Source organism: Flavobacterium sp. GNP001 (genome assembly GCF_054343775.1).
The window spans coordinates 1,480,987-1,495,886 of the sequence record NZ_JBTGUX010000001.1 but is presented as its reverse complement, the minus strand read 5'-3'; the positions used below and the strand labels follow the sequence as shown (position 1 = coordinate 1,495,886).

The following is a 14,900-nucleotide window of genomic DNA, read 5'->3' as shown; positions in this document are numbered from 1 at the left end:
TTAGTTTTTAGTTTGATGCTGTTGCAAATGATACAATGGTTGGCTCACTTTCGTTGCCATACAAATCGATAAAAGTAATTGCGCAGGTTTTGTTTTTGTCAAGTTTGTAACTCGGAATAGCAATTTCAGCCAACTTTGATTGCTCATTGAAATTCACTTTAGCAATTATTTGACTTGGGTTATTGATATCTAATTTTGTTTGAAATCGTGAGCTGTACACCACTACATAACGCATGTTATTTCCCGCAGGTTGAGCAACTGTAAAACGCGAAGCTATCGGATCATATTGAATTGTTGTAGCAATTGGTTTGCTCTGGTTTTTTTTCACTGCTTGTGGTACTACGTTGGGCAACGCAGGATATTTGTATTGATTTTCAAGAAGCAATTTAGCTACGGTTTGATTCTTATTTACAAATCCTTTGGCACTGAAATACGCATTTCCTTGAACGTTTTTGTAAGTTCTGGTCAAGTCAATTTGGTTTGGAATCTCTTTCGGATTATTCCATCTTTTATCCGAATCTTCGTTTACTTTATAGGTGCTGTTTCCGATGTAAATCGCAGTATTATTGGAGTTTTCAGACCACCATTTCAACAATTTTGAATAGGAAGCTTTTGGATGATCAATACTCCAATACAGCTGTGGCAGAATATAATCAATCCATTTGTTATCCATCCAAGCTAATGGATCGGCATAAAGGTCGTCATAATTGGTTTGTCCTGCCTCAGTATCGGAACCTTTTGGGTCAACCGATTTATTGCGCCACACACCAAAAGGACTAATTCCGAATTGAACCCAAGGTTTTATCTTTTTGATTGAAAAGGCGACATCTTTAACAAAAGTATTTACGTTTTGTCTTCTCCAATCTTCTAAACTCAAACCAGCTCCATTTTTTTGAAAAGCAGCCGAATCATTAAATTTTTCGTTGGGGACTTTGTAAGGATAAAAATAATCGTCAAAATGAATGGCGTCAATATCGTAGTTGGTCACTACTTCGTTTACTACATTCAATAAATGCGCTTGAACTTCGGGTAAAGCAGGATTGTAATAAATTTTTCCGCCATAGCGAATCATCCATTCCGGATGTTTAAAATAATCGTGCTCCGGACTCAAAATACTAGTATTGTAATCCATTGTAGCGCGGTACGGATTGAGCCATGCGTGAAATTCAAAACCTCGATTGTGTGCCTCAGTAATCATCCAAGCCATTACATCGTAGTAAGGTTGTGGTGCTTTCCCTTCTTTACCAGTTAAAAAACGAGACCATGGTGCCAATTTTGTTGGGTAAAAAGCATCGCCAACACTACGTATTTGAACAATTACAGCATTGTAATTCAGTTTTTTGTAAGTTTCTAAAATTTCAAGATAATCCGCTTTTTGCTTGGTAACGTTATCAGTGCCCGCTTTTGGCCAATCAATATTTACAACTGTTGCAATCCATACGGCTCTGAATTCGTTTTTAGGATGTTGAGTAGCTGTTTGTGCGCTCATTTGATGAAAAGTCAGTAAAAAGATGGACATCAATAAAGCGCAGCGCTTGAAATTTTTCATTCGATTGTAATTTTTAAAGTGTTCAAAAATAGTTTTTTTAGTGATAATAGCTAGCACAATTGCTCCTAAAATTTGGCTTTATTTGAGTTTGCAATTTCTTTGCCAAAACAATAAGTTACTCTTTTAGGAAGTTGCTACTGGTATAAATTTTTATAAGAACGGACCACAATTGGCTCTTGATATTTCTATATTTGTGACTCAATTCTCTTTTTACCCATAACATGTCAATTATTTCACAATTAGAACAATTAGCTCAAGCGCTTGATGGAACTTTAGTTTACGATGATTTGCACAAAATATTGTATGCGACAGATGCTTCGGCCTACCGCATTTTTCCTTTGGCTGTCGCTTTTCCAAAAACGGAACAAGATATTGCTCGAATCATAACTTTTGCTGCAAAGCATCAAATTTCGATTACGCCGCGCACCGCTGGAACTTCATTGGCAGGACAAACCGTAGGAAACGGAATAATTGTAGATGTGTCGAAACATTTTACGGCGATTAAAGCTTTTGATGCCGAAGCACAAACAGTGACGGTGCAACCAGGAGTCATTCGTGACGAATTGAATTTGTACTTAAAACCACACGGATTATTTTTTGGTCCCAACACATCTACATCAAATCGATGCATGATTGGTGGTATGGTGGGAAATAATTCTTCAGGAACAACCTCAATTCGATATGGTGTAACTCGCGATAAAATTGTGAAGATAAAAGCCGTTTTAAGTGATGGTTCAACTGCTGTTTTTGAAAATATTACAATGGCTGAGTTCCAGCAAAAAATGAAAGGTTCTACTTTAGAAAGTCAAATTTACCGAACTTTATTTGAGGAACTTTCAAACACAGAGCAGCAACTCGAAATTAAAAGAGAATTCCCTAAACCTGAAATTCACAGACGTAATACGGGCTATGCAGTCGATATTTTGTTGCAATCGGAACTTTTTGGAGGAATAAATTCCCATATCAATGTTGGTCAATTACTTTGCGGAAGCGAGGGTACATTGGCGTTTACTACTGAAGTTACCTTGAAGGTAGATGCGTTACCGCCTGCCAATAACGTGATGGTTGTAGCCCATTTTGATTCCGTTCAAGAAAGTCTCGAAGCTGTGGTAACAGCGATGAAACACCATTTGTATACTTGCGAATTGATGGACGATACCATTTTAGATTGTACCAAAACCAACAGAGAACAAGCTAAAAATCGATTTTTTATCCAAGGTGATCCTAAAGCAGTTTTAATGCTAGAAGTAGCTTCTGAAATCAGTATGGAAGATGCCGAAAAACAAGCCGACGCTTTAATATTTGATTTACAGCAACAAAATTTCGGTTATGCTTTACCAAAAATTTACGGTGATGATATTAACAAAATAAATGAACTTCGAAAAGCAGGTTTAGGTCTTTTGGGCAGTATTGTTGGCGATGATAAAGCGGCCGATAGTATTGAAGATACTGCAGTAGAATTAAGTGATTTACCCAACTATATAGCTGACTTTTCAGCAATGATGGAACGCCACGGTCAAAGTGCTATTTATTATGCACATGCTGGCGCCGGAGAAATTCACCTTCGACCTGTTTTAAACTTAAAGACAAAAGAAGGTGTGCACCAATTTCGAAATATCGCAACTGAAGTAGCTATTTTGGTTAAAAAATACCGCGGTTCGCTAAGCGGTGAACACGGTGATGGCATTGTGCGAGGGGAGTTTTTGCCATTTATGATTGGTGATAAAAATTACGAATTACTAAAACGAATCAAAAAAGCATTTGATCCAAACGGAATCATGAATTCGGGTAAAATAGTTGATGCGTTAAAAATGGACGAGAACTTGCGTGTTGAAGCGGGTAGGGAAGAGCCCAACATTGCGACCATTCAAGATTTTTCAGATAGTATGGGAATTTTGCGTGTTGCCGAAAAATGTAATGGTTCTGGCGATTGTCGCAAATTACCGTCAGCAGGTGGTACTTTATGTCCGAGCTACCGCGCAACTCGCAACGAAAAAGATACTACTAGAGCACGCGCTAATGCATTGCGAGAATACTTGACACATTCTGAAAAAGAAAATAAATTTGACCATAAAGAATTGTACGAGGTTTTCGAATTGTGCGTGAGCTGCAAAGCTTGCTCCAGCGAATGTCCGAGTAATGTTGACGTAGCAGCCTTAAAATCTGAATTTTTGTATCAATACCAAAAAGCAAATGGTTTCTCGCTTCGAAATAAAATATTTGCTTACAATGCCAGACTAAATGCGTTAGGAAGCATCACCCCGAATATTACCAATTGGATTGCTAACTTATCTTTGGTGAAAAATACAATGGGCGTTGCCAAAGAACGCACTGTGCCACACTTGGCCACGAACACTTTTAGATCATGGCTGGGTAAGCAAAAAAGAAAGCAAACTGAATTTCCAAATGGAAAATTAGTATTATTTGTAGATGAATTTACCGATTATTATGATGTGCAAGTTGGCATCGATGCATATGAATTGCTATCGGCTTTGGGTTACGAAGTGCTTATCATTGATCATGAAGAAAGCGGAAGGGCTTTTATTTCGAAAGGTTTTTTAGGACAAGCTAAAGCGATTGCTAATACCAATGTTGCTATTTTTTCAGGATTTATTTCTGAAAACTTACCGTTAGTTGGTTTAGAACCCTCAGCGATTTTAACTTTTAGAGACGAATATTTGCGCTTGGCGGATGATACAGAAAAAGCCAAAGAAGTGGCTGCACATACGCATACCATTGAAGAATTTTTCAAACTCGAAATCACAAAAGGAAATGTTTCAGCTAAAAACTTCTCTGATAAAGAAAAACAGATTAAAATTCATGGACATTGCCATCAAAAGTCTTTGAGTACGATTGAAGCTACTTTTGCAATGCTAAATCTACCAAAAAATACAACGGTAACCATCTATAATTCGGGTTGTTGTGGCATGGCGGGATCGTTTGGATATGAAAAAGAGCATTATGAAATTAGTATGCAAATGGGTGAGGATACCCTTTTTCCAAAAGTCAGAAGCACTGCAACCAACACAGCTATTGCAGCAGCAGGAACAAGTTGTAGGCATCAAATCTTTGACGGAACGTCGCGTCAAGCCTTGCATCCTGTTTCTATTTTAAGAGATTGTTTGCTTTAAATGAAGAATTGCGATATAAAATGATGGATTAATTTAACTTATAGACAACAGGCTAAAAGTTTAGTTTTTGAAAAAAAAAGAGTAACAAACTATGATAATACAATTAGTTTTATACTTTTGATTTTTGAAGTTATTTTGCAGAATCAACAACATAAAATTGCAAAAATTACAGATTATAAATTTAATTGATAAAAATACAAGATGGCATTAAAGGGCTTATTTAGAAAAAAAACCGTTCAAGATATCTTAAAGCAAGTTGAAAAAAACAATGCTGATGGCCACGCAGCCTTAGGCAAGCACTTGACAGCCCGAGATTTGACCGCGTTTGGAATTGCAGCAATCGTAGGAGCTGGTATTTTTAGTACAATTGGTAAAGCTAGTGCCGATGGCGGACCTGCCGTAATTTTTCTTTTTCTTTTTACTGCGGTTGCCTGTAGTTTTGCTGCATTTGCTTATGCTGAATTTGCATCAATGGTGCCGGTTTCTGGAAGTGCATACACTTATTCGTATGTAGCTTTTGGTGAAATCATCGCTTGGATTATCGGTTGGGCATTGATTATGGAGTATTCTGTGGGTAATATAACAGTAGCCATTTCGTGGAGTGATTACTTTACTGGCTTGCTTCAAAGTGGAGGCATTAACCTGCCACAATGGGTTCAAATGGATTATTTATCAGCTTCTCGCGGATATGATGAAGCAATGGCACTCATGCAAAGTGGTAAAGATTTTGCTAATTTGAGTCCGGCTTTACAAAATGCTCACAATGCTTGGCAAACCGCACCGGTTATTGGTTCGTTTCATTTTGTAGCTGATTTGCCTGCCTTGTTAATCATTGTTTTGATTACTGCTTTGATTTATCGCGGTATGAAAGAGTCGCGCAATGCTAGTAATATCATGGTCGTTGTCAAATTATGTATAGTACTTTTGGTAATTGCTGTAGGTGTTTTTTATGTAGATACGTCCAATTGGGACCCGTTTGCACCAAATGGTGTTTCTGGAGTTCTAAAAGGAGTTTCAGCTGTGTTTTTTGCCTATATTGGTTTTGATGCTATTTCTACAACTGCCGAAGAATGTAAAGATCCACAACGTGATTTACCGCGTGGTATGATGTGGGCAATCATTATTTGTACCCTTTTATACATTGCTATTGCATTGGTTTTAACCGGCATGGTTTCTTACGATTTACTAAATGTAGGCGATCCGTTAGCCTTTGTTTTTGAAAAATTAGACTTGAAATGGATGTCAGGAATTATTGCTGTGAGTGCAGTGGTTGCTATGGCAAGTGTTTTGTTGGTTTTTCAAATGGGACAACCTCGTATTTGGATGAGTATGAGTCGCGATGGTTTGTTGCCTAAACGTTTTTCAAAAGTGCATCCAAAATACAAAACACCATCGTACGCAACTATTGTAACTGGATTCGTTGTCGCAGTTCCAGCATTGTTTTTGAATCTGACTTTGGTTACTGATTTGTGTAGTATTGGTACTTTATTTGCCTTTGTATTAGTTTGTGCGGGAGTTTTAGTACTTCAAAACAAACCAGATATTCCAAGAGGAAAATTCAAAACGCCATATGTAAATTCTAAATTTATTATGCCAATTTTATTGTTAATTGGTGTTGTTTATGCTTTTGTGTACCACAAAAAAGCCACTATGGATTTTGTTACTAATGAAACTCAAATCAATTCTTCTGCAGCTATTATTACTAGCTTAACCAAAGAGGAAACGACAAAAGTATATGATTATTTAGTTGGTTTGGATGCTAAAAACGCCACCACAGACACTCCAGATTTAGAGCAAATTTTAAATCAATACCAAGATGATGAAGCAAAGTATGCGGAAGTTGTAAAAGGTTTGCCTGTAGCTGATACTTTAAAATATGAATCAGGTTTTAGTTTGTTTAAGCATAAAATTCCAATGTGGATTTTCCTTTTGAGTTTAATTGGGCTAACAGCTTGGGCTTATCGCGCTAATTTATCTTTAATTCCGCTTTTAGGTTTAATATGTTGCTTGTACATGATGGCAGAATTAAGCGTTTGGAATTGGATTTATTTTGGAGTTTGGTTGCTTTTAGGATTAGTTATTTACTTCGGCTTTAGCCAAAAAAATAGTAAACTAAATACAGTTTCAGAATAAGAAATTGATTTTATATTTTACAAATGCTCTACATCAGTGGAGCATTTTTTTTTGGACTAAGTTCTGCATTTAAGGTGTTATCTTTTAAAATTAAAACTTTTTGATAATTTATCATTTCATAGGTAAGTAGCTCGTTTTAATGGTAGGTAGTTTTGTTTAATGCAGGTAAATAGTATCGCTTAAATCAAATAGAAAGATCAAAAATCATGCTCGAACTAAACCAATTAGTAATGAACTAATACTTTAAGTAATAATAAATAACTTTCATTGAAAGAATTTAATGAATATATTAAAAAACAAGAATTTATATGAGGTTTACACAAAGGAGCTGATTCCAGCTCGAACATGAAATCTGTGTTAATTGGTTTTCAATTGAATAGGGAGTATAAAATGGTTTCAATATTTGTTTAAAGGCCTAAATAGGAACTAAGAATCAAGTACATTGGAAAAAAATGCTTAATATTGAAAAATTGGAATAAGACGATTAACTACTATTTAATTATACCACACAATTATGAAAACAAAACAACATTCACCATTTTTAGTAACCGCATTTTTACTTGTGGCTACACTTTCATCTGCGCAACATAAATTTGTGAACACTCCCCCTGATGTTTCGCCTATGCCTATGAAACCTGAAATGACTGAAATTTGGGAGCCACAAGTTCAAGTAATAACACCTGCGAAAGTTTTAGGAAACGCTCCTTCTGATGCGATTATCCTATTTGATGGAAAAAATTTAGATCAATGGGTAAGTCAAAAAGAAAAAGGTAAAGCTGCACCTTGGAAAATTATCAATAATGATTACATGGAGGTGGTTCCTGGTTCTGGCGGTATACAAACTAAAATGTCATTTGGGGATTGTCAACTGCACCTTGAGTGGAGTGCTCCAGACGAAGTTCTTGATGGCGGACAGGCGAGAGGAAACAGCGGTGTTTTTTTTCAAAATCGTTATGAACTCCAGATTTTAGATTCATACAACAATAGAACATACGCTAATGGTCAAGCAGGAAGTATTTACAAAGATCATCCGCCTTTGGTTAATGCTGTTAAAACGCCTTTGGAATGGAACACTTATGATGTAGTTTACACCGCACCAAGATTTAAAACCGATGGCAAAATTGACGCACCAGCTCGAATTACCGTTTTCTTGAATGGTGTTTTGGTACAAAATAATGCCACAATAAATGGTTTAACTTTGTACATTGGCTTACACAATTATCCATCTGCACACGGAGAGGATGTAATTTCGTTGCAAGATCATGATTCAAAAAATCAGTTTAGAAATATTTGGGTTCGAAAATTGTAATATAAAAATTTACATGGAGCGCTAGTAACGCTCCATTTTTGTAGGATTTCATTTTTGAAACTGAATTTACTTATATTTGTTGACCTTTAAAAATATAAAAAGTGACTCCAATTAATAAGAAGAAAATATTTAATGACCCTATTTACGGGTTTATCACGATACCGAATGCACTAATTTACGATCTAATTCAACATCCTTATTTTCAGCGTTTACGCCGTATTTCACAAATGGGGTTGTCCTATCTAGTGTATCCCGGTGCCAACCATACTCGTTTTCATCATGCTTTGGGTTGTATGCATTTGATGCAAAAGGCAGTTGATGTACTTCGTTTTAAGGGAGTTGTTATTTCAGCAGAAGAAGAAAATGCCCTTTATATTGCGATTTTACTTCATGACATTGGTCATGGACCATTTTCGCATGCTATGGAAAAAAGTATTGTTGAAGATGTGCACCATGAAGAAATTTCTTTGCTATTCATGAATCAGTTAAACATTGAATTCAACGGACAATTAAGCTTGGCAATTCAAGTGTTTAAGGGAGAAAACAACCGTAAATTCATGTTGCAGCTGATATCTAGTCAATTGGACATGGACCGAATGGATTATTTGAAAAGAGACAGTTTCTATTCTGGAGTGGCAGAGGGAAATGTAAACTCGGAGCGCTTGATTCAAATGATGAACGTGGTGGATGATTATTTGGTTATCGAAGAAAAAGGAATTTACTCTGTTGAGAAATTTTTGATGTCACGCAGATTAATGTATTGGCAAGCGTATTTACACAAAACGAGTTTGGTTGCCGAACTTATTTTGATGAAAATCTTAAAAAGAGCAAAAGAACTTACACTAAAAGGTACTGTACTTCCTTGTAGCGAACCGCTTTTGTTTTTTATGCAAAACAGAGTTTCATTACAAAATTTTGATGCTTCCACTTTAGATTTATTCTCACAATTGGATGATTTTGATATTATTGGTGCTTTAAAAACTTGGCAAAGACATCCTGATTATATTTTGTCATCTTTAAGTAAAATGATTGTCAACAGGGATTTGCTTAAAATTAAACTAAGCAGTGAAAAAGTAGATTTAGACTATCTGCAAGAACTTAAAGAACGATTTTCTAGAGAACATCATATTTCTGTTGCGGATACTAAGTACTTTATTTTTAGAGGAAAAATTAAAAATCAAGCGTATAGTAAAGAAGCAGAACCGATTCGAATTTTGAAAAAAGATAGCACTGTTGAAGATGTAATTGAGTCTTCTGACCAGCTGAATTTAAAATCGTTATCCAAAGCAGTGACTAAGTATTATCTATGTTTCCCAAAACAACTGTTATAAAAACAGCATTTAAAATCTATTTTTTTATATTTTTGTCGCGATGAAATTTACAGCAGAACAAATAGCGGGGATATTAGAAGGAGAGGTAATGGGTAATCCAAATGCCGAGGTTTCTACCTTATCAAAAATTGAAGAAGGAGTAGAAGGTTCTCTTACTTTTTTATCTAATCCGAAGTATCAAAATTATATTTATACTACAAAAGCCTCTATAACAATTGTTAATAAAAGTTTTGTAGCCGATGCTCCTGTTGAAACGACTCTGATAAAAGTAGAAGATGCTTATGCTAGTTTTACCAAACTTTTAGAATTTTACAACGAAGTTAAATTAAATAAAACTGGGGTAGAACAACCTTCTTTTATAGCTGATGACGCAAAATTGGGGTCTAATATTTATTTAGGAGCCTTTAGTTATATCGGGCAAAATGTAATTATAGGTAACAATGTTAAAATTTATCCTAATTGTTTTGTGGGTGATAATGTAGTAATTGGAGACAATTGTGTTGTTTTCGCTGGTGCAAAAATATATTCAGAAACAAGTATAGGAAAAAATTGTACGATTCATTCGGGCGCTATTATAGGTGCAGATGGTTTTGGTTTTGCTCCAAATCCAGATGGAACTTATACTAAGATCCCTCAAATTGGAAATGTAGTTATCGAAGATAATGTCGATATTGGTTCCTGTACAACAATTGATAGAGCAACAATGGGTTCTACAATTATACGCAAAGGAGTAAAATTAGACAATCAAATACAAATTGCTCACAATGTCGAAATTGGCGAGAATACGGTGATTGCTGCACAAACAGGCGTAGCAGGATCGACTAAAATTGGTAAAAATGGAATGATAGGTGGTCAAGTTGGAATTTCAGGTCATCTAACAATTGGAAATAATGTGCGCATTCAGGCACAATCTGGCGTTGGTCGCAATATAAAAGACAATGAAGTCTTGCAAGGTAGCCCAACATTTGGATATAATGATTTTAGTAAGTCATACGTTCACTTTAAAAACTTACCCAAAATTGTTGCAGAAATTGAAGAATTAAAGAAACAAATATTAAACCAAAAAAATGGAAACAATGGTTAAACAGAAGACCATCAAAACAGAAATCTCATTAACAGGAGTTGGCTTACATACTGGTAAAGAAGTAAAAATGACTTTTAAACCTGCTCCAGTGAATAATGGTTTTACTTTTGTTCGAATAGATCTTGAAGGACAACCCGTTATTGAAGCAGATGCTAATTTTGTAGTAAATACACAAAGAGGTACCAATCTAGAAAAGCGCGGCGTACAAATTCAGACTCCTGAACATGTTTTAGCAGCTTTAATTGGTTGTGATTTAGATAACGTAATTATTGAATTGAATGCTTCTGAACTTCCAATCATGGATGGTTCATCGAAATATTTTGTTGAAGCTTTAGAACAAGCGGGTTTTGAAGAGCAAAACGCAAACCGTAACGTTTATGTGGTAAAAGAAGTTATTTCATTTACGGATGAGGCGACTGGCAGCGAAATATTAGTAATGCCTAGCGACCAATATTGTGTTACTGCAATGGTAGATTTTGGTACCAAAATTCTTGGAACTCAAAACGCCAATATGAAAAGCATTTCAGAGTTTAAATCTGAAATTGCTGATTCACGAACTTTCAGTTTTTTACATGAACTAGAATCTCTTTTAGAACATGGATTGATAAAAGGGGGTGATTTAAACAACGCTATTGTTTATGTTGATAAAGAAATATCTGCAGCAACAATGGAGAATTTAAAACGTGCTTTTGGTAAAGATGAAATTTCAGTAAAACCAAATGGTATTTTAGACAACCTTACTTTGCACTATCCAAATGAAGCAGCACGTCATAAATTGCTGGATGTAGTTGGTGATTTAGCTTTGATAGGAACTCGCATTCAAGGAAAAGTAATTGCAAACAAGCCAGGGCATTTTGTAAACACGCAGTTTGCTAAAAAAATGGCAAAGATTATCAAAATAGAGCAGCGTAATTACGTACCAGTTTATGATTTGAATCAAGAGCCCTTGATGGATATTCATAAAATCATGGCTGTATTGCCACACCGTCCACCATTTTTATTGATTGATCGAATTATTGAAATGTCTGAAAGTCATGTGGTTGGAATGAAGAATGTAACTATGAATGAAAATTTCTTCGTAGGACATTTTCCAGAAGCTCCAGTTATGCCAGGAGTTCTTATTGTAGAAGCTATGGCGCAAACAGGCGGAATTTTGGTTTTAAGTACTGTTCCTGATCCAGAAAATTACTTGACCTATTTCATGAAAATTGATAATGTGAAGTTCAAACATAAAGTTTTACCCGGCGATACATTAATCTTTAAGTGTGATTTGATTACACCAATCAGAAGAGGTATTTGCCACATGCAAGCCAATGCTTATGCTAATGGAAAATTAGTAGCTGAAGCAGAATTAATGGCGCAAATTGCAAAAAAACAATAATTTTTTTGTTGATTTGGTTAATCGTTTTTCGGTTAATCGATTAAACAGGTAAACGATTAAATAAAGATTATGAATCAACCACTAGCTTACGTTCACCCTGGTGCTAAAATTGCCAAGAATGTTGTTATAGAGCCTTTTACCACCATACACAACAATGTAGTTATTGGTGATGGAACATGGATTGGATCGAATGTGACCATCATGGAAGGAGCCCGCATCGGAAAAAATTGTAATATTTTTCCAGGCGCAGTTATATCGGCAGTGCCGCAAGATTTAAAGTTTGGAGGCGAAGATTCTCTTGTAATTATTGGTGACAATTGTACTATCAGAGAGTGCGTTACAATAAACAGAGGTACAATTGCTTCAGGACAAACTGTTATTGGAGACAATTGCTTGATTATGGCTACCGCGCACATCGCACACGATTGCCATGTTGGAAATAATGCCATTATTGTAAACGGTGTTTTATTAGGTGGTCACGTGACCATTGGTAATTACGCTATTATTGGAGGTTTATCAGCTGTTCATCAGTTTATCAGCGTGGGTGATCATGCTATGATTTCTGGTGGATCATTGTTGAGAAAAGATGTTCCGCCTTACACAAAAGCAGCTAAAGAGCCGCTTTCCTATGTTGGTATAAATTCTGTTGGTTTAAGAAGACGTGGATTTACCTCTGAAAAAATCAGAGAAATTCAAGAAATCTACCGTATTTTGTATCAAAAGAATTATAATGTAACACAAGCATTAGGAATCATTGAGGCAGAAATGGAAGCGACGCCAGAACGCGATGAAATCATTGATTTTATTCGAAATTCATCACGAGGAGTAATGAAAGGCTACTCAGGAAATTATTAAAAATTAGAAACAAATATAAACCGCTGTTATATTCAAAATAATAGCTAAACATACCAAAATGGCAACTACATCAGATATTAAAAACGGATTGTGCATTAAATACAACAACGATATTTATAAAATTATCGAATTCTTACACGTAAAACCGGGTAAAGGTCCTGCTTTTGTGAGAACTAAATTAAGAAGTTTGACTAACGGAAAAGTATTAGATAACACTTTTTCTGCAGGGCATAAAATTGACGAAGTTCGTGTAGAAAATCATAAATTTCAATTTTTGTATCCAGAGGGAGAGCAGTTTCACTTCATGAATACAGAGACTTTTGAGCAAATTTCCTTGAACAAAAACATTTTAGATTCACCAGATTTATTAAAAGAGGGCGAAAATGTAATGGTAAGTATTAATACAGAAACTGATTTACCGTTATCTGTTGATATGCCAGCATCAGTTGTTTTAGAAGTTACTTACGCAGAGCCAGGAATCAAAGGAAATACAGCAACTAACGCCACTAAATCTGCAACTGTAGAAACAGGCGCTACTGTAAATGTACCTTTGTTTATCAACGAAGGAGACAAAATTAAAATTGAGACTGCTACAGGTTCTTACATGGAGCGTGTAAAAGAGTAATTAATTTAGGTTTTCTATTTTCGTGAATTCTTTTTATGATTCACTAAAATTGAAAACCTAATTTGCTTTTTATTAAAGATATATTAGATGAAATTCGAAAAAGTTTACGCTTTACAAGAAATAGCTGCAATAATTGGTTGTGAGTTTATTGGTGACGCCAATTTTCCGGTACAAGGTATGAATGAAATTCATGTTGTTACACCTGGTGATATTGTATTTGTGGATCATCCAAAATACTATGACAAGGCTTTGCAATCGGCCGCTACAATTGTTCTAATTAATAAAAAAGTAGACTGTCCGGAGGGCAAAGCACTTTTGCTTTCTGATGATCCTTTTCGAGATTTTAATGTATTGACAAAGTATTTTAAGCCTTTTCAAGCAACTAATTCTGCTATTGCTTCTTCTGCAAAAATTGGAGAAGGGACTGTAATTCAGCCAAATTGTTTCATAGGGAATCAAGTTATAATTGGTAAAAATTGTTTGATTCATCCCAACGTTACTATTTATGATCACACTGTGATCGGTGATAATGTAATCATTCATGCAGGTTCCATTTTAGGAGCAGACGCTTTTTATTACAAAAAACGTGCAGAAGGTTTTGACCAGTTAATATCGGGAGGTCGCGTAGTTATTGAGGATAATGTTGGTATCGGCGCTTTATGTACCATTGATAAAGGTGTTACTGGCGATACAACTATTGGTGCAGGGACTAAGTTAGACAACCAAGTACACGTTGGACACGATACTGTTATTGGTAAAAAATGTTTGATTGCCTCGCAAACCGGAATTGCAGGTTGTGTTATAATTGAAGACGAAGTTACTATTTGGGGACAAGTTGGTACTACTAGCGGCATTACTATTGGCGCTAAGGCGGTAATTATGGGACAAACGGGAGTTACCAAATCAGTTGAAGGTGGAAGGTCCTATTTTGGTACTCCGATAGAAGAATCCCGAGAAAAATTGAAACAATTAGCTCATATTAAAAAGATTCCAGAAATTTTAAACAAACTAAAATAATATGTCTGTAAAAGAGATAGTTCAAAAGTTTTATAAGTCGGATGCCTTAATTGATAGCGCGGTCATTAAAGATTTTCTTCACCCAGAAGTGGTAGTGGAGTGGAATAGTAGTAAAGGTTTTGTTGAGTTAGATTACAATGCACTAGTGCAATTATCCGATGAATTAAGTAAAGCTTATGTGCGTTCAAAGGTACGCATTAGCCATATTTTGTCTGAGAATGATTTGGTGTCATTACGCTACTCACATTTTGTAAAAACTATTGAAAATCCCAGAGAAGAGATGTTACTAGCTCATTTTAATGTTATTTGGCAAATAAAAGATAATAAACTTTTTCGAGGCTATCAAATGAGTCAATTATCATAATTAAATGCAATTGGCTTGCCATACATTTAAGTACCCAAAAGAGGTAATTTTATTCAAAATTGTTTCGATCGGTTGGTTTATTGGTAAAATTATCTCATTCAAAGTTTGGATCTCGGATCGA

General features: G+C 35.5%; 11 protein-coding genes. 10 read left to right on the top strand and 1 reads right to left on the bottom strand.

From position 1 onward, the window contains the following. Positions 1-7 precede the first annotated feature (7 nt). Positions 8-1,549, bottom strand: coding sequence for a glycoside hydrolase family 10-like protein (locus ACXX8U_RS06350; protein WP_458565117.1), 1,542 nt, complete (start codon positions 1,547-1,549; stop codon positions 8-10). A 221-nt stretch (positions 1,550-1,770) separates the two neighbouring features. Between ACXX8U_RS06350 and ACXX8U_RS06345 the strand changes: the two genes are divergently transcribed. The 10 genes from ACXX8U_RS06345 (at position 1,771) to ACXX8U_RS06300 (ending at position 14,779) form a co-directional block, all read left to right on the top strand. Continuing rightward, positions 1,771-4,680: an FAD-binding and (Fe-S)-binding domain-containing protein gene (locus tag ACXX8U_RS06345; RefSeq protein ID WP_458565116.1), complete on the top strand. Its 2,910-nt coding sequence runs from the start codon at positions 1,771-1,773 to the stop codon at positions 4,678-4,680. A 201-nt stretch (positions 4,681-4,881) separates the two neighbouring features. Beyond that, positions 4,882-6,813: an amino acid permease gene (locus ACXX8U_RS06340; protein ID WP_458565115.1), complete on the top strand. Its 1,932-nt coding sequence runs from the start codon at positions 4,882-4,884 to the stop codon at positions 6,811-6,813. 514 nt (positions 6,814-7,327) lie between these two features. Further along, positions 7,328-8,122 carry a 3-keto-disaccharide hydrolase gene (locus ACXX8U_RS06335; protein WP_458565114.1) on the top strand — a complete coding sequence of 265 codons (795 nt, stop codon included), beginning with the start codon at positions 7,328-7,330 and terminating at the stop codon, positions 8,120-8,122. Positions 8,123-8,223: 101 nt separating this feature from the next. Then, positions 8,224-9,453, top strand: a complete 1,230-nt coding sequence (locus ACXX8U_RS06330; protein WP_458565113.1) for an HD domain-containing protein — start codon at positions 8,224-8,226, stop codon at positions 9,451-9,453. A gap of 40 nt (positions 9,454-9,493) precedes the next feature. Beyond that, on the top strand, positions 9,494-10,537 hold the full coding sequence (gene lpxD / locus ACXX8U_RS06325) for a UDP-3-O-(3-hydroxymyristoyl)glucosamine N-acyltransferase (RefSeq protein WP_458565112.1): 1,044 nt from the start codon (positions 9,494-9,496) through the stop codon (positions 10,535-10,537). After that, positions 10,530-11,918 (top strand): bifunctional UDP-3-O-[3-hydroxymyristoyl] N-acetylglucosamine deacetylase/3-hydroxyacyl-ACP dehydratase, encoded by a 1,389-nt coding sequence (locus ACXX8U_RS06320; protein ID WP_458566393.1) that lies wholly within the window; start codon positions 10,530-10,532, stop codon positions 11,916-11,918. The genes lpxD and ACXX8U_RS06320 overlap by 8 nt, the downstream gene beginning before the upstream one ends. 69 nt (positions 11,919-11,987) lie before the next feature. Next, entirely contained in the window at positions 11,988-12,773 is a 786-nt protein-coding gene (lpxA, locus tag ACXX8U_RS06315; RefSeq protein ID WP_210789453.1) for an acyl-ACP--UDP-N-acetylglucosamine O-acyltransferase, read from the top strand. A gap of 58 nt (positions 12,774-12,831) precedes the next feature. Further along, positions 12,832-13,398, top strand: a complete 567-nt coding sequence (efp, locus tag ACXX8U_RS06310) for an elongation factor P (RefSeq protein WP_236363628.1) — start codon at positions 12,832-12,834, stop codon at positions 13,396-13,398. Between the two features lie 87 nt (positions 13,399-13,485). Next, positions 13,486-14,415: a UDP-3-O-(3-hydroxymyristoyl)glucosamine N-acyltransferase gene (locus tag ACXX8U_RS06305; protein WP_458565111.1), complete on the top strand. Its 930-nt coding sequence runs from the start codon at positions 13,486-13,488 to the stop codon at positions 14,413-14,415. Position 14,416: 1 nt separating this feature from the next. Beyond that, positions 14,417-14,779, top strand: a complete 363-nt coding sequence (locus ACXX8U_RS06300; protein ID WP_458565110.1) for a nuclear transport factor 2 family protein — start codon at positions 14,417-14,419, stop codon at positions 14,777-14,779. The last annotated feature ends 121 nt before the right edge of the window (positions 14,780-14,900 follow it).

Bases quoted from the DNA above. Each gene is read 5' to 3' on its own strand.
- ACXX8U_RS06350 (WP_458565117.1), bottom strand. From the start codon at position 1,549: ATGAAAAATTTCAAGCGCTGCGCTTTATTGATGTCCATCTTTTTACTG.
- ACXX8U_RS06345 (WP_458565116.1), top strand. From the start codon at position 1,771: ATGTCAATTATTTCACAATTAGAACAATTAGCTCAAGCGCTTGATGGA.
- ACXX8U_RS06340 (WP_458565115.1), top strand. From the start codon at position 4,882: ATGGCATTAAAGGGCTTATTTAGAAAAAAAACCGTTCAAGATATCTTA.
- ACXX8U_RS06335 (WP_458565114.1), top strand. From the start codon at position 7,328: ATGAAAACAAAACAACATTCACCATTTTTAGTAACCGCATTTTTACTT.
- lpxD (WP_458565112.1), top strand. From the start codon at position 9,494: ATGAAATTTACAGCAGAACAAATAGCGGGGATATTAGAAGGAGAGGTA.
- ACXX8U_RS06320 (WP_458566393.1), top strand. From the start codon at position 10,530: ATGGTTAAACAGAAGACCATCAAAACAGAAATCTCATTAACAGGAGTT.
- lpxA (WP_210789453.1), top strand. From the start codon at position 11,988: ATGAATCAACCACTAGCTTACGTTCACCCTGGTGCTAAAATTGCCAAG.
- efp (WP_236363628.1), top strand. From the start codon at position 12,832: ATGGCAACTACATCAGATATTAAAAACGGATTGTGCATTAAATACAAC.
- ACXX8U_RS06305 (WP_458565111.1), top strand. From the start codon at position 13,486: ATGAAATTCGAAAAAGTTTACGCTTTACAAGAAATAGCTGCAATAATT.
- ACXX8U_RS06300 (WP_458565110.1), top strand. From the start codon at position 14,417: ATGTCTGTAAAAGAGATAGTTCAAAAGTTTTATAAGTCGGATGCCTTA.